The sequence below is a fragment of the Sulfurimonas sp. RIFOXYD2_FULL_34_21 genome (assembly GCF_001830805.1).
In the GTDB taxonomy this organism is placed as follows: domain Bacteria; phylum Campylobacterota; class Campylobacteria; order Campylobacterales; family Sulfurimonadaceae; genus Sulfurimonas.
In genome coordinates, this window is record NZ_MICH01000013.1 from 1 (window position 1) to 20,765 (window position 20,765).

The 20,765-nt window shown below is 34.1% G+C and carries 25 protein-coding genes; 2 read left to right on the plus strand and 23 right to left on the minus strand.

Annotated features, from left to right (window positions below):
• Positions 1-111: 111 nt before the first annotated feature.
• Genes mnmA through aroQ form a run of 10 tightly spaced genes read right to left on the minus strand, consistent with a single transcriptional unit; the run spans position 112 to position 8,013 of the window.
• Positions 112-1,137 carry a tRNA 2-thiouridine(34) synthase MnmA gene (gene mnmA, locus A2530_RS09115; RefSeq protein ID WP_294883487.1) on the minus strand — a complete coding sequence of 342 codons (1,026 nt, stop codon included), beginning with the start codon at positions 1,135-1,137 and terminating at the stop codon, positions 112-114.
• Between the two features lie 6 nt (positions 1,138-1,143).
• Positions 1,144-1,962: a TIGR00730 family Rossman fold protein gene (locus A2530_RS09120; RefSeq protein ID WP_294883488.1), complete on the minus strand. Its 819-nt coding sequence runs from the start codon at positions 1,960-1,962 to the stop codon at positions 1,144-1,146.
• A complete protein-coding gene (fliY, locus tag A2530_RS09125; RefSeq protein ID WP_294883489.1) occupies positions 1,904-2,764 on the minus strand; it encodes a flagellar motor switch protein FliY in 861 nt (286 codons plus the stop codon). The genes A2530_RS09120 and fliY overlap by 59 nt, the downstream gene beginning before the upstream one ends.
• Positions 2,765-2,785: 21 nt before the next feature.
• The gene (gene fliM, locus A2530_RS09130; RefSeq protein WP_294883491.1) at positions 2,786-3,859 is read right to left on the minus strand and encodes a flagellar motor switch protein FliM; all 1,074 of its coding nucleotides are present in this window, start codon (positions 3,857-3,859) and stop codon (positions 2,786-2,788) included.
• Between the two features lies 1 nt (position 3,860).
• Entirely contained in the window at positions 3,861-4,544 is a 684-nt protein-coding gene (locus A2530_RS09135) for an RNA polymerase sigma factor FliA (protein ID WP_294883493.1), read from the minus strand.
• Positions 4,541-4,873: a hypothetical protein gene (locus A2530_RS09140; protein WP_294883495.1), complete on the minus strand. Its 333-nt coding sequence runs from the start codon at positions 4,871-4,873 to the stop codon at positions 4,541-4,543. The genes A2530_RS09135 and A2530_RS09140 overlap by 4 nt, the downstream gene beginning before the upstream one ends.
• A 22-nt stretch (positions 4,874-4,895) precedes the next feature.
• Positions 4,896-5,771, minus strand: coding sequence for a P-loop NTPase (locus tag A2530_RS09145; protein ID WP_294883496.1), 876 nt, complete (start codon positions 5,769-5,771; stop codon positions 4,896-4,898).
• Positions 5,768-7,039: a flagellar biosynthesis protein FlhF gene (flhF, locus tag A2530_RS09150; protein ID WP_294883497.1), complete on the minus strand. Its 1,272-nt coding sequence runs from the start codon at positions 7,037-7,039 to the stop codon at positions 5,768-5,770. Before flhF ends, A2530_RS09145 begins: the two co-directional genes overlap by 4 nt.
• Positions 7,036-7,524 carry a 2-amino-4-hydroxy-6-hydroxymethyldihydropteridine diphosphokinase gene (gene folK / locus A2530_RS09155; RefSeq protein WP_294883499.1) on the minus strand — a complete coding sequence of 163 codons (489 nt, stop codon included), beginning with the start codon at positions 7,522-7,524 and terminating at the stop codon, positions 7,036-7,038. Before folK ends, flhF begins: the two co-directional genes overlap by 4 nt.
• A gap of 9 nt (positions 7,525-7,533) precedes the next feature.
• The gene (aroQ, locus tag A2530_RS09160; protein WP_294883501.1) at positions 7,534-8,013 is read right to left on the minus strand and encodes a type II 3-dehydroquinate dehydratase; all 480 of its coding nucleotides are present in this window, start codon (positions 8,011-8,013) and stop codon (positions 7,534-7,536) included.
• A 93-nt stretch (positions 8,014-8,106) separates the two neighbouring features.
• On the opposite strand from aroQ, the gene A2530_RS09165 reads away from it, so the two are divergent.
• On the plus strand, positions 8,107-9,327 hold the full coding sequence (locus A2530_RS09165; RefSeq protein ID WP_294883503.1) for a metal-dependent hydrolase: 1,221 nt from the start codon (positions 8,107-8,109) through the stop codon (positions 9,325-9,327).
• Positions 9,327-10,196: a signal peptide peptidase SppA gene (gene sppA / locus A2530_RS09170; RefSeq protein WP_294883505.1), complete on the plus strand. Its 870-nt coding sequence runs from the start codon at positions 9,327-9,329 to the stop codon at positions 10,194-10,196. Before A2530_RS09165 ends, sppA begins: the two co-directional genes overlap by 1 nt.
• A 6-nt stretch (positions 10,197-10,202) precedes the next feature.
• Here sppA and A2530_RS09175 read toward each other — a convergent pair whose 3' ends face one another.
• The 13 genes from A2530_RS09175 to lpxC form a co-directional block, all read right to left on the minus strand.
• Entirely contained in the window at positions 10,203-10,667 is a 465-nt protein-coding gene (locus A2530_RS09175) for a methylated-DNA--[protein]-cysteine S-methyltransferase (RefSeq protein WP_294883507.1), read from the minus strand.
• A 7-nt stretch (positions 10,668-10,674) separates the two neighbouring features.
• Positions 10,675-11,088: a hypothetical protein gene (locus A2530_RS09180; protein WP_294883508.1), complete on the minus strand. Its 414-nt coding sequence runs from the start codon at positions 11,086-11,088 to the stop codon at positions 10,675-10,677.
• A 103-nt stretch (positions 11,089-11,191) separates the two neighbouring features.
• Positions 11,192-11,791, minus strand: coding sequence for a hypothetical protein (locus A2530_RS09185; protein WP_294883510.1), 600 nt, complete (start codon positions 11,789-11,791; stop codon positions 11,192-11,194).
• 8 nt (positions 11,792-11,799) lie between these two features.
• Complete coding sequence (gene xseA / locus A2530_RS09190) at positions 11,800-13,050, minus strand: exodeoxyribonuclease VII large subunit (protein ID WP_294883511.1); 1,251 nt, start codon at positions 13,048-13,050, stop codon at positions 11,800-11,802.
• A 9-nt stretch (positions 13,051-13,059) separates the two neighbouring features.
• Positions 13,060-13,770 carry a bifunctional demethylmenaquinone methyltransferase/2-methoxy-6-polyprenyl-1,4-benzoquinol methylase UbiE gene (gene ubiE, locus A2530_RS09195; protein ID WP_294883513.1) on the minus strand — a complete coding sequence of 237 codons (711 nt, stop codon included), beginning with the start codon at positions 13,768-13,770 and terminating at the stop codon, positions 13,060-13,062.
• Between the two features lies 1 nt (position 13,771).
• The gene (ribD, locus tag A2530_RS09200; protein WP_294891508.1) at positions 13,772-14,797 is read right to left on the minus strand and encodes a bifunctional diaminohydroxyphosphoribosylaminopyrimidine deaminase/5-amino-6-(5-phosphoribosylamino)uracil reductase RibD; all 1,026 of its coding nucleotides are present in this window, start codon (positions 14,795-14,797) and stop codon (positions 13,772-13,774) included.
• Entirely contained in the window at positions 14,791-15,240 is a 450-nt protein-coding gene (locus tag A2530_RS09205) for a ribosome maturation factor (RefSeq protein ID WP_294883517.1), read from the minus strand. Before A2530_RS09205 ends, ribD begins: the two co-directional genes overlap by 7 nt.
• A gap of 9 nt (positions 15,241-15,249) precedes the next feature.
• Complete coding sequence (gene rbfA, locus A2530_RS09210; RefSeq protein ID WP_294883518.1) at positions 15,250-15,600, minus strand: 30S ribosome-binding factor RbfA; 351 nt, start codon at positions 15,598-15,600, stop codon at positions 15,250-15,252.
• Positions 15,597-18,245 (minus strand): translation initiation factor IF-2, encoded by a 2,649-nt coding sequence (infB, locus tag A2530_RS09215; protein ID WP_294883519.1) that lies wholly within the window; start codon positions 18,243-18,245, stop codon positions 15,597-15,599. Before infB ends, rbfA begins: the two co-directional genes overlap by 4 nt.
• Positions 18,229-18,492 (minus strand): hypothetical protein, encoded by a 264-nt coding sequence (locus tag A2530_RS09220; RefSeq protein ID WP_294883520.1) that lies wholly within the window; start codon positions 18,490-18,492, stop codon positions 18,229-18,231. Before A2530_RS09220 ends, infB begins: the two co-directional genes overlap by 17 nt.
• Before the next feature lie 44 nt (positions 18,493-18,536).
• Positions 18,537-19,418, minus strand: coding sequence for a homoserine kinase (gene thrB / locus A2530_RS09225; protein ID WP_294883522.1), 882 nt, complete (start codon positions 19,416-19,418; stop codon positions 18,537-18,539).
• Positions 19,419-19,425: 7 nt separating this feature from the next.
• On the minus strand, positions 19,426-19,887 hold the full coding sequence (locus A2530_RS09230; RefSeq protein ID WP_294883524.1) for a hypothetical protein: 462 nt from the start codon (positions 19,885-19,887) through the stop codon (positions 19,426-19,428).
• A complete protein-coding gene (gene lpxC / locus A2530_RS09235) occupies positions 19,880-20,764 on the minus strand; it encodes a UDP-3-O-acyl-N-acetylglucosamine deacetylase (protein ID WP_294883526.1) in 885 nt (294 codons plus the stop codon). Before lpxC ends, A2530_RS09230 begins: the two co-directional genes overlap by 8 nt.
• Position 20,765 lies beyond the last annotated feature (1 nt).

Genomic DNA, 20,765 nt, shown 5'->3' on the forward strand with positions numbered 1-20,765 from the left:
GTGGATGGGAATTATAGGGAGTAATAGCTTAGATGTTTCTTAAAGTGTGGAAGTTTTGAAAAGAATTTTTTGAAACTGAAATTTTGTTGCTTTTGATAAACTCTTTTTATTTTAGTTTTGTTCTATCCAGCCGCCGCCTATGAGTTTATTATCATCGTAAAAAACAGCTGCTTGACCGGTTGCAACTCCAAAAACACTCTCTTTTAAAGCTACATAAGCTTTATCATCTTTTATTTCTACATGACATGGTACTGCTTTTGTTCTATATCTTAATTTAACAGTTGTATCAAAACTTTTTTCATTAGTATAAAGATTTAAATTCTCAAGTACTACTTTATTACAAGCAAGTTCCTCTTTTTTACCGACTATTATCTGATTTTTTTCTGCATTAATTTCAACTACATAGTGAGGTTCATGTGCGCCATTAATAGTAAAACCTCTTCTTTTGCCGATTGTATAATGCATATAGCCCTTGTGTTCGCCAACAATATTTCCATCTCTATCCATAACTTGACCGATTTTATCTACTTCTACATAATCTTTAAGCAAATCAGTATATGTAGTGTCAACAAAACATATTTCACTTGATTCACCTTGGTATGCGAAAGACTCTAGCTCACTTATTGATGATGCAAGTTTTTTAATATCACTCTTTTTTTTATTTCCCAATGGAAATAGAAGTCTTGGTAATATATTTTTATCTACATAAAAAAGAAAGTAGCTTTGATCTTTACTATCATCATATGCTTCATAAAAATATTCTCCGTCAGTTTTTATATAGTGTCCCGTAGCTACAAAATCTGCACCAATTTTATCTGCATATTTAACCATTTCGCCAAATTTCAGGCTTCTATTACATAATGCACATGGATTTGGAGTTTTTCCTTTGGCATAAGTATCTATAAACGGTTGAAAAACTTTCTCATTAAAAATTTCTTGCAAATCTACTACATGTAACTTCATCCCGACAAAATCTGCTGCTCTTTGCGCTCTTGCTTGATTTATTTCATGATATCCTAGTTTTGAGTGAAGCTTCATATATAAGCCTTCTACATCATATCCCTCTTCTTTTAAAAGCAGTGCGGAGATTGTAGAATCCACACCTCCGCTCATTCCTATTAGAACTTTTTTTTTCATCTTAAACTACTTTATATTTTGTTCGTCTTTAAAATCTGACAATGATTTATAATACTTAGTATTTTCCAATCCGACCTCTTCAAGTATCTTAATCTGTTTTACAAGGGAATCTTCAACTTCATTAACAACACACTCTAAATCATCAGTTAATCTGATTATTGTAATATCATCTTTATCAATCATTGCGTTATATTGCAGTTTATCTTTAATAAAATCTAAAAGTGGTTTGTAAAAATCAACACCTACAACAAAAATTTTCACTCCAGTTACTTTTCTTGTTTGAACCAAAGTTAATGCCTCAAAAAGCTCATCTAATGTTCCAAATCCGCCAGGGAATATAACATACGCTATTGAGTATTTTACAAGCATAACTTTTCGTGAAAAAAAGTAATCAAAATATAGTTCTTTAGTGGTATATTTATTTGACACCTGTTCAAAAGGGAGATCTACGTTTAATCCGACAGATTCAACATTTGGACACCCTTTTGCTCCTCTGTTTGCAGCTTCCATAATACCTGGACCGCCACCGGTTATGATATTAAAGCCTTTATTTGCTAGCATCAAAGAGAGTTTTTCGGCCTCTTTATAATAAAAGTCGTCCTCTTTAGTTCTTGCACTCCCAAAAATAGTTACCGATGGTCCTAAATCTCCAAGATCATCAAAACCTTTAACAAAATCGGCAATTATTCTAAAAACACTCCAAACATCTGCGGATTTTATATCCTTAACATATCTTTTTGCTAGCTCATTTCTTCTGTCTTGCATTTTATCCCTTGAGCTGATTGAGTCTCTCTCTTTTTGTACCGATTGTAGTAATTTGAACACCGAAGTTCCCATCAACAATTACAACTTCACCTTCTGCTATTACATGATCATCAACTAATATCTCCAACGGGTCGTTTGCTAATTGATTTAACTCAACAACAGAACCGATGTCCATATTTAAAACATCTTTTAATAACATTTTTTTCTTTCCTATTCTAACTTTGACAGGAAGCTTAACATCCATTATTAGAGCTATGTTACTCATCTCTTCACTATTTAAGGCAACATTAGATGTATTTGCTTGAATTTTATTAGACTGAGGCATTTTTTCCTGCGAAGAGTTTGAAGATTTTTTAAATACGGCATTTTCCAAATTTTCATCCATTATAAACATAAAGAGTGATTTTACATCCCCCACCTGAAAATTATAAATAAACATTTTACTGTAGTTTTCTAAAGATATCTCTTTATCTTCACTGACATATTTAACACTATCTATGCTAAAAGATAGAGCAGGCAACTCTTTTTGAGCACCTAAGCTATTGCTAATCGCTCCAAATATATTCGAGGTTATCTCTTTTGCGGCATCTAAATCATCATCACTTACATCATCTCTGCCACTATTTTCTTCTCCCATCATCATATCCGACAAAGAGGCTACTAAGCTTGGTGTTAAAGCCACCATAGCTGAAGCATTCAAATCACCGCTTATAGAGATATTAAGCAATACGATAGGAGGAATTATATTTGAGATAATACTAAGCTCTTGTTCTTCTTTCAGTTCAAGAGTCGGAGCTTGACCTATCAAAGCTTCTATCGTACCTACAGTTTCATTTTCGAATAGCTTCATAAAATCATTCATCTTTTACTCCTTATCTAGTTTCTAATCTTCATCAAACATCATCTCTTTTACGCCTGATATTTTTTCATGTCTTGTTGTCTCAAAACTCTCTAAAGCTCGTTTTACAGCATCTTTTTCGGTATCAATTATCTCAGTAATCTGAATAGATTTTCTAAATCTTCTCAAACCTATTTTACCAAGAAATCTATCTTTACCGTCAACACAAAGTGTAACGATATCATTTGCAGGGCTGGTAAGTCTTACTACATCTCCGCTTTGTAACTCTAAAACATCACGCAAAGTAAGCTCAACACCGCCTAGTATCGCCTCTACACCTACTTTAGCACCGCCTAAGAGTACATGTAACTCCGTATTTCTACTCTTTTTCGTGCTTGTTTCATTTAACATTAAATCTCTGCTTGCCAACTTTGGTAAAATAGGTTCAAGTGCGATAACCGGATAACATATATTCATCATACCTGAACTCTGCCCGATAATAATTTCCATAACTACCATTACGACAATCTCATTTTGGGCAACAATTTGAACTACGTTTGGGCTAGATTCTTTAGACTCTATATTAGGAAAAATATCCATAACAGGCCCCCACGCCTCTTTAAGCGTTGCCATCATAACCTTTAAAATCGTCTCAAAAAGACTAAGCTCTATATCTGAAAACTCACGACTTGCATCAAACGGTTCTCCTTTACCGCCCAATAGTCGGTCTAGCATTGGAAAAGCGATAGATGGATTTATCTCTATAACACCACTTCCTTCAAGCGGCTTCATTGAAAAAACGTTAAAGCTTGTAGGATTTGGCAGCGACATTAAAAATTCACCGTATGTCATCTGATCTACAGAGTGGAGTTGGATTTCAACAATTGAGCGCATTATAGAAGATATTTGAGAAGCAAGAGATCTTGCCATCTTGTCATGTATCCCACGAAAAGCACGAAGTTGTTCTTTTGATACCCTATTTGGTCTTTTAAAATCGTAAAGTGTTACTTGTCTTTGCGATATGGGAGAGTCATCGTCTCCGTCAAAGACATCATCACCTTCATCATCAACTACGTCTAAAAGCGCATCTATCTCTTCTTGTGAAAGTATATCTGCCATTTTATGCCCCTACACTCTCTTTAATTTTATGAATAACCGACTTATGTATTTGTGAAATTCTTGATTCGGTAATACTTAACACATCACTAATCTCTTTTAAACTGAGTTCTTCAAAGTAGTAAAGCTGAATTATCAGCTGTTCTCTTTCATTATATCCATCAAGAACAGTTTTAATAACATCAATCAGCTCTTCTTTTTCTATGTTTGCAAGCATAGCACCGTCGTCCCCGACTTGAAGCTGATCTTGAAGAGGCATAACAGTGTATATACTTGAAGCGATACGAGCTTCATGTATTTTTTCTACACTCTCTCCTAAAATTTCTGAAAGTTCTTCATCGCTGGGCTCTTCATCATGAATAGCCCTATAATCTTCAACAGCATAATCTATAGCTTTTACAAGTTTTCTGCTTGAGCGGCTAAGAACATCAAGGCTTCTTAAATAATCAAGCATTGCTCCGTAAACTCTCTTTTTTGCGTATCCCCAAAAAGAGTCGTTTAAAGCCTCGTCATATCTTCTGGCTAATTTTATTAACTCTTCCGTTCCTATAGCAGATAAATCCATATAATCAACAGAACTGGGAAGTCTCTCTTTTAGTCTAAATGCCATAGCTCTAACGGCAGGCAAATATTGGATTGCGAGTTCATCCTCTTTATGCTTAAGGTCTTGTTTATATGCACTTATCATAAAATTTTCTCAATATCCATAGCGTTTGTCTTGATTGCGGCATCTGTTATTTTAATAGCAGAATCAATAAGTTTTTCTCTCTTGTTTATCTCTATTAGAAATAAATCAAGTTCCTTCTCATGGGACTCTTTTGGAAAAAAATACATCTTTCCGACTGTTGTTCTATAATAAAAAGCAACTATTATATGAGAAAATAGGTAAAAAAATGCAGTTATAAAAAAAGTATATACAAATAATCCCTCTGCGTCGAATGATTTTAAAATACCAAAAACTATTCCTACGAAAAACCCCTGAACAGTAAAAAAGTACACAAAATTCTCACCCAACATCTGCAATAGCCTCAAATTTGATTTAAAAGTGTTTTACCAAACGCTTAAAAAGCCCAGATAATCCGCTTTCACTAGGCATTACAAGCACATCTCGTTCCAAATTCTTATTTATAACATTTGCTATATCTATTATATCTTTATGCACAACTGAACCGGGATGAGAAACACTAAAGAGAGTTCTTTGCTTTACAGAGGATGAGACTTTAATATCACTATTAATTTTTCCAATTAATTTTAAATCTAACTTACTTCCAATATTTGCAAGTGCTACTTTCTTTATTTTTTCATATACTGCAACTGCCTCTTTTTCACCTTTAACCTGATTCATGATTAAAAATATATCATTTCTTATGGCTGCAATAGTTTTTATTGTTGCGTATGCATCAGTGATTGCGGCTGGATCTGGAACCGTAACAACTATAACATCATCTGCAGCATCCAAAAACATCTGTATATGCTCACCTATTCCTGCACCTGTATCAATAATCATAACGTCAAGTTTATTTAAAACTTCTGCTTCACTCATAAATCTCTCAAAAAGAGCTTTATCAGAATATTTTAATATTTCGCTACCGCTCTCACCGGGAATAAGTATAAGATTTCTAGTAACGGGAATCAAAATCTCCGAAACACTCGCTTCACCTTTTAGTACATGTAGAATATTTTTTTTGATTTTTACATTAAACATTACGTCTAAATTTGCCAAACCGATATCTGCGTCAAATATCCCTACATTTAAGCCGTTTTGCGAAAGTACATATGCAAGATTTGAACTTATAGTACTTTTCCCAACTCCGCCTTTTCCACTTGTAATAGCTATAAAACGAGTTTTTTTAGATTTTTTTTGTGAGTTTGATGAAACCAACTCTTCTAATTTTTGAGCTTGATGACCTATCATGCTTTGCTCCTGTTAAAGCCGTGCAATAAGCATTCTACTAAAAAATCGCTACTTGCACAGACCAAATCTTCAGGCACTTCTTGTCCAACTGAAAAATAACTTATCGGCTTTTTTGTATCATACGCAAGAGAAAATATATTTCCAAAACCTCTGGTTTCATCTAGCTTTGTAAACATAAGAGTATCTACATTTAGGGAAGAAAAATTTTCATAAGTGGCTTTTAAATCTTCATATTTTATAGAACTTGGCATTACCAAAACAACATCAATATTGTATTTTTCATCATTTCCATCCAAACACTCATAAATTTTTTCAATTTTACTTTTATCGTAGGGGCTTGAACCCATGGTATCAATTAAGATATAGTCACAATATCTTAAAGAGTCAAGAGCGCTTGCAAAATCTATGGGGTCAACAACCGTTTCAATACCTAGTTTCATCATTCTTGCATACTGCATTAACTGCTCAACAGCACCGATACGGTAAGTGTCTAACACAACCAATCCGACTTTGTATTTTTTTTGCATCAAGTATGAATATCTAGCAGCCAACTTTGCCACTGACGTAGTCTTGCCTACTCCTGTTGGACCTACTAACATAATAACTTTTTTATTTCCTATTGATGGAGTACTCTCAAGTCTAATGGGCACCATTTTTCTAAGAAGCGTTTGAAAATATCTTTTAACGGTAGATGAATTTTCTCTCATTCTAAATGGCATATGCTCTAGCGTCATTCTCATAATAGCATCAAGATGTTCTCTGTTCATTCCGCTTTGTGAAGAAAGGCGATATATCTCGGCAAATTCCGATGGAATATAGCTGTCTAACTCAGGCGCTTTTTCGTCCCAAAACATATTTTGAATAATTTTGACTTTGTCCCCGAGTTTTGCTATCTCTGATTTTATCTCTTTTAACTCTTTTGGCTCAAAAGTACTCTGCGGTTTGTTTTCTTGATATTCATAAAGAGGGTCTTTAACGTCTGCAATTTTAGATATCTGTTTCGCCGCATAAGATATATCGTATAAAACATCTGCACTCTTTTGAGTCAGAGGCTTACCGTCTTTTGGTATGGTGTTTGTTTTTTTATACGTACTATGCATAGACTCTTCTTCTACACCCATTACTATCTCATAAATTGCTTCTTTTCCTAGTGATTTTTTTTGAATCTCTTTTGTATCTATATGAAGCATCTGAGCATAATTAACATCCATTTTAGCTTTTTTTAAAGCTTCTGAAGGCGTTCTTCCCGTAAAAGTTAATATTTTCATCTATATATGTCCATCAACGGTATCAATACACTTTCTCTCTCAAACCACTTAGGATGCGGAATATAGAGTTTTTGTGTTTTTATAACTCTGTCGTCAAAAAAAATAATATCCAAATCTAATGTCCTTGGAGCATTTGCAAAACTTCTTTTGCGCGCAAATTTTTTCTCTAATCTCATTAAATAATCCAAAAATAATTTTGGCTGCATACTTGTTTTAAGCACAATAATTGAATTAAAAAAATCATCCTGATTTATAAAACCAAAAGGAGGATTTTTCAAAATCAACGAAGTGTAAAGCAACTCTACTCTTTTATCTCTCTTTAGAACTGCAAAAAGATGCTCAAATCTTCTTTTTACATCTCCTACATTCCCTCCAACGCCTACTGTTGCCAAAAAGCGGTGAAAAGTTTTTACACCGCTTTTCTTGACATAACGTAAATTTTTAAAGGTAGTTAATCCATCATTTAATTTACGCTTTATATACATGTACTATTACTATTTTGCTTCGGAAACTTGTTTTTGCATCTCTTGAACAGCTCTTAACTCATTCATAATTTGTATCATTCCTACCATTGCCAAATGGTATCCAAATGGACCGAATCCAACAATAGAAGATGTACAAACAGGTGCAATCATATTTTGTTTTCTAAACTCTTCACGACGGTGAATATTACTGATATGCACTTCAATAGTAGGAAGATTTACTGCAGAAATTGCATCACGAATAGCAATCGATGTGTGAGTATATGCTGCCGCATTTATGATGATACCATCAGCATCCCCGTAGCACTCTTGAATCTTATCTACAATTTCACCCTCTAAATTGCTTTGAAAAAATTCTATCTCTATTTCGCTTTGAGTTGCAAACTCTTTCATCTGAGCATGTATTTGCTCTAATTTCATAGAACCGTAAACTTGCTGTTCTCTTATACCCAGCATATTTAAATTTGGTCCTTGAATTACTACTATTTTCATCTTCTGCCTTTTTATTTAATAATTAAAAATTTTAAGGAGCTATTTTATCTAAATTAAGCATAATCTATTTTAAATTTTCAAAAAAGATAAAATATGCAAATACTCACACCAAACTACATATTAACACCAAATACTCTACTTGTTGATATGTCGGTTGCTTTTGATAAAACTATACATAAAATTGCTCCGCTTCATGAGCTAAAAAAAGAGTTTCCTGAGGCAGAAGTTATTGAGCTAAAAGAGAACTCTCTTTTGATGCCCGGACTTATAAATGCACATGTACATGTAGAGTTTAGTGCCAATAAAACGACTCTCTCCTACGGAGATTTTATACCTTGGCTTTACAGCGTTATAGAAAATAGAGATGAACTAATTAACGGCTGCAACAGCGAGTGCATGGAGAGAGCGATAAACTCTATGTTAGAATCAGGAATTACAACTTTTGGTGCTGTAAGCTCACACGGTATGGATTTACAAGCATGCGCAAATGCCTCTCAAAATGTTGTTTTTTTCAATGAGCTAATAGGCTCACAAGCAACAATGGCTGATGCACTCTTTGGGGATTTTTTGGCAAGACTTGATGCGTCAAAAAGTATAAAAAGAGAGGGGTTTTATACAGCCGTCGCTATTCATTCGCCATATTCAGTTCATCCGATTTTAATTAAAAAAGCACTTCAAATTGTTAAAAATGAAAATTTGAAATTAACTGCACACTTTATGGAAAGCAACGCTGAGAGGGAATGGCTTGATGAGAGCAAAGGAGATTTTAAAGATTTTTTTCAAAATCTACTAAAACAAAACAGTGCAGTAAGTGATTCGGATGAATTTTTAGAAAACTTTAACAGACATAAAACTCTGCTTACACATGTAGTTAAAGCAAACGAAAATGAGCTTAAAACTATTTCCTCAAATTCTCATACCGTTATTCACTGCCCTATTTCAAACAGACTTTTAGGAAACGGTGCACTTGATTTAAAAAAACTGCAAAAGCATAATATAAGATGGATATGTGCAACAGACGGTCTTAGTTCAAACTATAAACTAGACCTTTTCGAGGAGATGAAATGTGCTCTTTTTATGCACTCTAATATGCCTCTTTTAGATTTGGCAAAAAAACTCATAAATAGCGTTACGGTAGATGCTGCAGATGCTCTTGGAATTAGCACCGGAGAGATAAGCGAAGGAAAAAATGCAGATATGCTTATTATTGACTTAGATAAAAAACCTTCCGAGGAGTTAGCAATTCATTTAATATTGCACAGATATAATATCTCAAAAATTTACATCAACGGAATATTAAAAAAAGGTAGTTAATGCAGTTTATAAAAAATCTATTTTCTCCAATTTTAGCAATAATGAGATTTATTCAAAACCACTTTAAGGCTATGGTATTTTTGCTTATACTTTTTCTGATTTTTGGACCAAAAAATGATGAAAATTTTACGCAAAACAATCTTACACAGATAAACTTTTTTGGTCCTATCATGGAAGTTTCTGAAGTTGTAGAGCAAATTGACAATGCGGCATCAAACAACTCTATAAAAGGGATTTTATTAAATGTTGATTCTCCCGGAGGTGCCGTTTCACCATCAATTGAAGTCGCTTACGCCATTAAAAGAGCGAAAGAGAAAAAACCGATTGTTGTATATGCTAGCGGAACAATAGCAAGCGGAAGCTACTATGCAAGCATCTGGGCTAACGAGATAATAGCAAACCCCGGTTCTATGGTGGGAAGCATAGGTGTCGTTATGCAAGGAGCCGATGTTAGTGAGCTGATGAGTAAAGTCGGTATCAAATCACAAAGTGTTCAGGCAGGAAAGTATAAAAAAGTGGGTACAAGCGATAGAGAGTGGACAGAGTATGAGATAAACGAACTAAACAAAGTAATACAAGGGACATACGATTTGTTTACTTCGGATGTTGCAAACGCTAGGGGTTTGGATATTAATAAAAGAGACACATTTGCAAATGCTCATATTTTTACGGCTTCACAGGCAAAAAGTGTAGGGCTAATAGACAGTATAGGCGTTAGTTATGATGCTAAAATAAGGTTAATAGAGCTTAGCGGAGTAACTAATCCCGTATGGAATGAAGAAGATAAATTTGACAAACTGATAAAAAAGCTATCGGTTCAAACTGCGGTAATGCTTCACGCCTATTTCCCGCCTTTGATATTAAAATAAGGTTATTTACTCTTTTTCTAGAGAGAGTAAAAACTCTTTTCTCCATAACCCTCCGCTATAACCGCCTATACTACCGTCGGAAGATATCACACGGTGGCATGGGATAAGGATAGAGATTGGATTTTTGCCGTTGGCATTTGCAACAGCTCTTGTTGCTTTTGGATTACCGAATATTTTTGCTTCCTCGGAATAAGATATTGTTGAGTCATACGGTATAGTGCGTAATATCTCCCAGACGGCTTTTTGAAAAGCAGTACCGTTTGGAGACAACGGTATAGTAAAATGTTTTCGTTTTTGCTTAAAATATTGATTCAGCTCAATCTCTAACTGAAGCAATAGGGGATAATTTGAGTTTTCTGCCATAACATTATCATCTGCAAAATCAAGACTTATAAGTGCATGATTATTCGCTACGGCAATCATTGAACCTATTGGAGTTTTTATAGTACGTTGATAAGAAGTATGCGTCATGTAAATTTTACTTTTTGTTTTTATCAGGTTTTTTTCTAAACATATGATATTTTTCTTTTTCTAGCAACTCTTCTATATAAGAAAGCTCCGCTTTTTTTACATTTTTCCAAACCCCTGATGGAAGTCTTACTTGAAGTTTTTTCTTCTCTCTTAATTTTATGATTTTTTTGACAGATAAAACTTTTGTAACAGGAGAAAAATCAACATCCGTCAAATCAACATCATTTTTATAAAAAAGTGTCTGTTTGTTGAAATTTCCCCACCCCGGAATCCCGTCTTCAGTGTATGGTACTTCATAACCGTTTTTAAAATCAACCATTATTTTATAGTGACTCTCATCAAATATTTTAGCTATTTTACCAGCACCGAATACCAAACCGTAAACTTTATCATTAACTTTAGCATTATCAAAATAAGCCATAAAATCTCCCTTTATATAAACAGAGAAATTATATAACCAATAAGTTACAATGTAGTTACACTACGACACTTTATCATACATGTAAAACTACATGTTGCAAATACTATAGCTCTACAACTCTAATTACTTGAGATTTGTTCTCAAAAATTCGCTTAACTCTATCTTGCCAAAGTTCTCCAAACTCTTCAATTTCTTGTTGATTTGCCAAACCGCCCATCATTTTTTGCATTAACTGCTGCATTTTAGGATTTCCGCCGATTGATGAAGGGTCATAAAACACATCTACACTTTTAGAGTTATCAACCCTAGTAAATCTAATCGAAGAGTTAATATTCGCATTAAAATCCATCAAAGAGTGACGAGCAAATTTTCCTGCAAGTCCTTTAAAACCGCTTCTGTCAGTCGCACCTGTTATTTGTGAAACTACATTACTTATAACTCCGGTAACACCCTCTTCAAGCGGCTCTTTAAATTTTACTTTTATTTCACCTCTTACAGGCAACGAATCAGGATAAAGAGCTTTTAATCCTTCTAAAGTTACTAGATATGCACCAGCAAGCGTAGGACAGCTGTGTCCTGCTGATTTTACTGCATCTAAATAGGTAAACTCATATTTTCCCATCTCAAATGCACCTAAAACTTTTGCTAATGGATCTACTACTTTAATACTCTCTACACTATCAAAAAACTGTGGATAATTCATATAAACCTCTATATATTACTTTTTTTAAGTACTTTTGCACTTATGCTTACTTTATCACTCATTAAATCAAAGATTTCATCAACTTCTAATGATGCGATATCTATCACTTTAGACTCTTTTGAAATCTGTGCAAAACCTTTTTTGCTTTTTAGTTTTGGATGGTTGGATTCTAACATTTTTTGCAAAGTTGTTACTTGATTTTGAGCAATATTTATCTTACTCTGTATCACTTGCGGAAATCTGATTTTTATTGATTCGCTCTCTTTATAAAAGCTATCTATTTTAAATATAATAGTCTGATTAGAAGAGACACGAAGCTGTTTTATTAGTTCAATATTTTGAGATATCTTCTTCTCAATAGAGTGTCTGGCATATAAATCTGTTTGATGAGTAAGTTCTTGTCTTTTGTTATAGATTTTTTGTTTAATTATTTGAATAAATTGCGACTCTAACGAATCTATATATTGATACAACTCATTAGAATCCGGCAATATCATCTGCATTGCGGCACTTGGTGTAGGTGCACGTAAATCTGCCACAAAATCGCTAATAACCCAATCTATCTCATGCCCTACCGCAGATACTATAGGCGTAGCAGCTTTAAAAATAGCATCTGCAACTATCTCCTCGTTAAATGCCCATAAATCCTCTATACTTCCGCCGCCGCGGCTTAAAACAATGATATCATACTCTTTTGTATCTGCTAAAGAGAGAGCTTTTACTATTGAACCTGCCGCACTATCGCCTTGAACTAAAACATCGTATATATCAATTTCCACTGCTTTGTATCTGCTATTTGCAACGCGAAGCATGTCTTGAAGTGCTGCACCTGTTGCCGAAGTTATAAGAGCAATTCTTTTTGGAAATTTTGGAAGTTGTTTTTTTACATTAATGTCAAAATAACCTTGTAAGGAGAGCTTCTTTTTTAGCTGCTCATAAGCCAATGCCAAAGCACCGTGGCCCGATGGAGAAATAGTAAAACAGTTTATTTGATATTCGCCACGCGGTTTATAGAGTGTCAAGGTCCCATCAAGAACTACTTTTAATCCCTCTTGAAGTTGGAACTTTAATTTTGCGGCATTTGCTTTAAAAATTACCGCTTTTATAGTTGAAGATTCGTCTTTTAGCGTAAAATAGATATGTCCGCTGTTATGAAAAGTTATACGGGATAGCTCTCCCTCGACAAGCACTCTCTCAAACGTACTTTCCAAAAGGGTCTTTATCTGCTCATTTAGAGAAGATACGCTAAGCGTGTACAACCTTTAGACCTATTTTTTTCTTGCTATTAATAGAGTAGATATATCCATAGAAAAGCTTTTTGAATATACAATCTCAAAACCTGCAGCTTCTAACTCTTTTTTCATATTATCAACCGTAGAAAAATCCTCTATAGAGTTTGGAAGATATTCATAAGCTTCAAGATTTTTAGAGATAAAACCGCCTACTTTTGGCAAAATTTTGTTCATGTAAAAATCTCTTATTTTGCCTAGAAACGACGGATTTTCATTTTTCATAAACTCTAAAATTACCACAAGACCGTCTAGTTTTAAAACCCTGTTAAACTCTTTTAAAGCCGCTTCTCTCTCAACTACGTTTCTAATACCGTATGTAATGCTTAATATATCTGCACTTGCATCTTGAAGCGGAATCTCTGTTGCTTTTGCTATATGATAGTTAAACTTAGGATATTTTTCTCTAGCAACGTTAACCATACCGTTAGATGGGTCAACGCCTACTATCTCGCCAACGGCTATACCGTTAACTTCAGATCTTTTTTTCCAAAAATCCATCATATCGCCTGTTCCACATGCAACATCAACAATTTTATCGATAGAGTCTTTTGAGTAGAATCCATAAGCCAAATCACAAGCTTTTCGTCTCCAGCTCTTATCTACGCCCATACTCATCACACGATTTGCCGTGTCGTAAGTCGGTGCAATATTATCAAACATCGATACGATTTTTTCCTGTTTTTCCATTCTACTTGTTTCCTCTGCTGTTCTCTTGTTTCATCCACATAATTATATCTTTATCATCTTTTTGTACATTTAAAATATCAAACTTATAATCTTTACCCGTAAAATTAATATCTCCGCCGACTTGTGCAGATAAAAAACACAAATGATAATCAACTATATCTTTAGTGAGATTAAACATGATTGAGCCGCCTTCAATCATAATATTTTTATAATTATCAAGAACAGAAAAATTATCACTTATTATAACTTTTCTATCTTTAACGTTAAAAAGAGGAATTGTTTTATCAAAATCTCCGCTTTTTGATATTATCAAAATATCAGGTGCCTTTCCATTTACCATTCTGGCATCAAGTGTCGGTCTATCAACTCTTACGCTATTGCCGCCAATGATTAGCAAATCACACACATCTCTCATGGCATGAACAAGAGTTCTTGATTTTTTTGAACTAATAGTTCCATAATCAATCGTACCGTTTAATCTTTGCGCCCATTTAAAAAAAATAAACCTTTTTTTACTCCACATGTTAAAAGGATTTAAGAGCTCATCACACTCTTTTTCAAGAAGTTGCATTTGTACATCTATATCAGTTTTTTTTACTATTTCAATTCCGCCTGAAGCTATCTTATTTAAATCTTGTGAACCTACAAAGAGTTTTTTTATTTCGAGCTTTGATATTAGAGATGCGCAAGAAGGCGTTTTTCCTATATGAGCGCATGGTTCAAGGGTTGTAAATATTGATATACCTCTAAAACAGCCATTGTGATTATTAATTAGATATACATGTATATCGGATGAGGATGTTATACTTAAAATTTTTTCATCATTTGTTAGCTTATGATATGCACTCTTAAGAGCCTCAACTTCGGCATGAGCTTCACCTGCCCTCTTATGCGCTTCAACTGCTAATATCTCGCCGTTTTTGCCCACAATGCAGCAACCAACAGCAGGATTTGGATATGTTAAACCTTGATATTTCCAAGCCTCATTTAAGGCTAGTCTCATATAAAAGTTATTATCTATTACCATTCAAAATATGTTTTTGCTTTTGAAATTTGAGAAAAATCAACACCGATTTCTTCACCCTCAACATCCAATAAAATTTTAGAATCTTCTACTTTTAGAAGCTTTCCTCTAATCTTATCTTTTGTTTTTAGATTAAGCGCTACTTTTTCTCCTATTGAGAGTTCAAACTGCTTTAACGAAGATATTTTTCGCTCAATTCCCGGACTTCCTACTTCAAGTCTGTAATCTCCTGAGACAGGAGGTGTTACATCAAGCAGAGGTGAAATTAGATGAGTAAGATTAACACACTCATCTAAACTCACACCTCTTCTTTTCTCATCTTCCATAACGCTAGAAAGTACGCTGACTCTGTAAATAGTATCTTCACCGTCTCTAACGACAGAGATATCATAAAGTTCCAAATCTACAGATTTAACAAATGATTCTATATCTTTTTCTAAACTCATAAATCACACCTACTCTTTAGCAATTTTTTTAAACAACTCTTCAATACTCTGTGCTTTTTTAAGTTGTTCATCAAACTCAAATGTAAACTTAGGAGAGCGAAACCAACCTTGGTCTTTAAGACAAAAACTTTCTATTATAGGTCTTGCTTTTTTAAGTAACTTTAAAAAATCACTTTTTTCTTCCTGACTAAAAGAAGCGGGATCAATATATACTTTGGCATCGCTTCTACCGCGTGAGCACTTAATGTCTATAATATCAAGCTGATGCAGTCTTTTATCATTTAAACTACCTAAAGCTTCAGGAATCAACTCAAGTAAAATTGATTCCGTTCTTTTTACTTTTATCTCAGATTCTGTCACAGAGAAACTTTTTGTTCAATTTTTTTGAATGTTTCAATTACATCGCCTACAATTACATCATCATAGCCCTTAATCATAACACCACACTCATATCCGTTGCCTATCTCTTCAACATCATCTTTGAAACGTTTTAAAGATGTCAACTCGCCTTCATGAACAACAACTCCGTTACGTATAACACGCACTAAACCGCCACGTACAAGCTTACCGTCAACAACGACACATCCTGCAACCATGCCTTTTGGCGCTTTAAATGTATTTCTAACCTCTGCTTGCCCCGTATTTTCTTCAGTGAATTTAGGAGACATCATACCTGTTAACATTCCAGTCATATCATCCAAAAGCTGATAAATAATAGAATAGGTTCTAATATCTACGTTTCTTTGTTTAGCAAGTGCTTTAACACTTCCTGTCGGACGAACATTAAATCCAAGTAGCACACAGTTTTCACTATTGCCTACTAGCTCAACATCATTTTCCGTAATTCCGCCTACACCGGAAGAGATAACATTAATTTTAACTTCATCATTTCTTAATTCGCTTAGCGAACTTCTAATCGCCTCTAATGAACCGTGAACATCTGTTTTAAGAACAACTTTAAGAGATTTTAATCTTCCCTCTGCAATCATGCTAGTCATATCTTCTAAAGTTGATTTTGTGCTATGAGAAAGTTCTTTATGTCTATCATATTCATGACGCTTCTGAGCATATTCTCTAGCTTCTTTATCGCTGTTCATAGCCATCATAATTTCACCCGAAGATGGAACTTCATTAAGTCCGACAACAACTGCAGTATGACTCGGTTTTATACTTTTAATTTGTTGTTTATTCTCATCAATCAGGGCTTTAACACGACCGTATGCACTACCACAAACTACGTAATCGCCGACTTTTAAAGTACCGTTTTGAACAATGACAGTTGCAACCGGTCCACGACCTTTTTCTAGTGAGCTCTCAACAACGGCAGCTTTCGCCATTGCATTCTCATTTGCTTTAAGTTCCATTACTTCTGCGGTTAGTAAAATATTTTCAAGTAAATCATCAATTCCCATTCCTGTCTTTGCAGATACAGGAACAAATTCTATATCTCCACCCCAATCAATAGGATTTAAGCCACGTTCAGCCATTTGACCTTTTACCATATCCGGATTAGCACTCTCTTTATCCATCTTATTTAATGCAACAATTACAGGAACTTTAGACTCTTTTGCCAACTTAATAACTTCGTCTGTTTGAGGTTTAACACCATCATCAGCTGCAACAACGATAACAATAATATCGGTAACATCCGTACCTCTTTGACGCATTGACGAAAATGCCGCGTGACCGGGAGTATCTATAAATGTAATAGCTTTACCATGTTGTTCAATCGTATAAGCCCCGATATGCTGTGTAATTCCACCGGCTTCACTTGCAGTTACTTTTGCTTTTCTAATAGCATCTAACAGTGATGTTTTACCGTGATCAACATGCCCCATTATAGTAATAACAGGAGGTCTCTCAGTCGCATTATCATCTATTTCATGTGCCATATCCTCTTCATAGTTAAATTCATTTTTAGGATCTACTATCGTTACTTCAACACCAAACTCTTCAGATAAAATTTCTATCTCATCGTTTCCTAAAAAGTCATTTTTAGTCATCATTAAACCAAGACTAAAAAGTACTTTTATTACATCTGAAATTGGACGGTTAAGTTTTTCTGCAAATTCATAAACACGGATATCTTCAGGAATTTCTACATGTGTTATTACGACATCTTCAGGTTTATCTTTGATATATTTTTTTCTCTTATCGCGAGAAACATTTCTCGCTTTTGGAGCTGATTTTTTATTTGAGTTTCTGCCAAGCGGCTTTGGAGCTTTTGGTTTTTTTGGCTCATCTGCGATAATTTCACGACGCTCTGTTGAGTTTAAATCAAGAAGTACTATCTGATCATCCATATCCATAGAAACTTCGCTAAGTGAAGCTCCAAAAATATCTATTTTTATGCCTTGATCTTGTTTTTTAGCACCTGCACTCTGTTTTGCTTTTTTCTTTTTTGCCAGTTCTTCTAAAACTTCAGCACTTATTTTTCCGTATGAAGATACGGCAGGTGCGTGTTTCGGAGATAAAATTTCAGTTTCTACAATTCTTTCTTCAAGCTTAGGCTGTTTCTTTTTAACAATTTTAAGACCTGATTTTTTTATCTGCATTTTTTTATTTTCAACAACATTTGCTGTTGCCTTCTCTTCTTCACTTATCTTCTCATCAATATTTTGTTTTGCTTTTTGAATATTATCTTCTATTTTAGACTCTTTAATTTCTGTACTTTGAATAATTTTAACTTTAACATTGGCTTCTGCTTGAGCTTGGGTATTTATTTTTTTTATCTCTTGTACAGCAGGTTTTATGTCATCTTTGGGAGTTTTTTCTTCTTTTGGAGTATCACTTGTTTTTTTAGCAGGTTCTTTAAACTCAGATTTTGGTGCTTCTGCAAATTCACCACTCATAATATAGTTCATTAAGCTTTCTGCTTCTTGCATTGAAACAGAACTATTTGCAGATTTAACATCAATCCCCATATCCGAAGCTTTTTTAACTACATCTTTAGAAGCTATTCCAAGCTCTTTTGCAATTTCGTGTACTCTAACTTTTTCTGTCATCAGTGATGATCTCCTTTAGTATGTTCGAAAATTTGTCTCTATCTCCACTTTTACATTGCCGCATAAGTGCTTTTAATACTTTTTTATCATCTTTAAGACAAATTTTGCATATATAAAAACTTCTACCGTTACCTCTAAAAAGACTAAGTTGTGAGTCTAAACACTGAAGTCTTGTAAGATTGTTTTGCGTATCTCTTTGTCTGCAAGATATACACATTCTAAGAGGTTGATTAAATTTTTTCGCCATTATATCCAAAAGTTCCTTGATTTACATAGAAGATATGAATTAACTTATTTGTCTATTATAAGACCTTCATTGTCAAAATCCAATACTTTTACAATAAATTCAGGAAATTTTTGACTAAGTTTATTTGCTATAGCTGCAGAATCTTCGTCATAAACCATTGAAAAAAATGTAGATCCACTTCCAGAGAGAGTACTCATAAGCGCACCACTCTCATATGCTATCTTTTGCACACTAAAGAGTTCAGGCAAAGTTTTCATTCTCGCTTTTTGATGAAATCTATCCTGAGAAGCCAATTTTAAAATTTCCCAATCTTCATTAAAAAAAGCTGCAACACTAAGTGCCGTATGCGATAGGTTATATACTGCATTCTCTTTAGAGTACGACTTTGGGAGAAGCGCTCTTGCTTTTGTGGTACTCATCTGCTTATTAGGGATAACTACTACTGCTTTAATATAATTTGGAAGATGCTTTTTTTGAGAAAATACCTTATTTTTTTCAACTGTAGCAGCATTAAAACCGCCCATTACCGCAGGAGTAATATTATCAGGATGTGGTTCATAAACTAAGGCATGATTAAGTATTCTTCTTTTTGATACTTTTATACCTGCCGCCTCATGTGCACTTGCAATAGCACTAACTATTACGGCAGATGAACTTCCTAGTCCTCTTGACATGGGAATTTGATTATAAAAAGTAAATTTAAAGCTTTGTCTTTTTTTAGTTAGTCTATTGTAATGCTCATTAAAAATACTGATAAAAAGGTTATTGCCTTTTAATTTCGGGTTATTTTCACCCTCGCCTTTTATACATACGCTAAAAAATTTTGATGGATGAAATTCAACCACATTTCGTAAATCAACTGCTAAACCTAAAGAGTCAAATCCAGGTCCAAGATTTGCACTAGTTGCCGGTACACTTATTGTCACTTTTTTCCTATCCAACTGCTCCGATACCGTAAAGAGGAGTAGCAGTCATACTAAAATTACTATACTCAAGCACATTGGGAAGTTTAAAACTTGCCTCCGGTGCTATTTCTAGTTTTTGAGTTTTAATTTCTGATGAAATTTTAACAAAAAATAGCTTTCCAATCGCTTTGATTGGTTGATTTTCATTAAAATAAAAAGCATCCGTTGCCAAAAGCGGTATATTTTTTAATATACTCATTGATTTTAAAAATATATACGCAATTTTTATAGCCATAAAGCTACCCGGACCATTAGCATATAGTAGTTTTTTTATGTCATACTTTTTTGAAAGTTCATCAAATATTTTCGGTAACACATCGGAGCTTTTTTCTTGACTTGTGATAATTTCTATCAACAAATTATCTTTATATACTCCGACTTGAATCGGTAAAGAGAGCGTAATAAAAACTAAGTCAACGCTCTTATGCATATGCTTTTTCTAACTCTTTTGTTTTCTCACCAACAAGTTCTATAACTTCATAGCTTTGAGCATCTTTTAAGAGTTCTATTGTTAATTTATGGTTAAGGTCATGACTTCCAGCCATTGCTTCATAATTACCGACAAAATTCATTCCGATTAATGCCATGTCACCGATTGCATCTAATATTTTATGTCTTACAAACTCATCAGGAAACCTAAGTCCTTCAGGATTTAGAACTTTTTTCTCGTCTAAAACTATAGCATTTTCCAATGAACCGCCAAGAGCTAGACCTTTTGAACGCAGATATTGAACTTCATGTAAAAAACCAAAAGTTCTAGCACGTGAAATCTCATCCTTGTAGCTTTGTTTAGAAAAGTTAAGAACATAATCTTGTTTTTGTATAACAGGATGTGGAAATTTAATAGTAAAGTTGTATTGTAAATCTGTAGATGGAGATAGTTTTACATACTTCTCTCCCTCTTGAACAATAATATCTTTTTTAATTCGCATAACTTTCTTCGGTGCATCCAATTCTCTTACTCCTGCTTCATCTAAAAGCATACAAAAACTAGCACTGCTTCCATCCATCACTGGAACCTCATCTGCATCGACTATTATTCTAAGATTATCTATTCCATAGGCATAAATAGCAGATAACATATGTTCTATCGTAGATATTACATAGCCGTCCTTACCTATAACCGTAGCCATTCTTGTATCAACAACATTTTGAGGAATAAGAGGAATAGCAACATCCACGTCACTTCTATAAAATATCAGACCGCTGTTAGACTCTAAAGGCTCCAATCGTAATTTGACTGCCGAGCCTTTATGAAGTCCTATCCCCACTAGTTCTACCGCTTTTTTTATTGTTGTTTGATACATT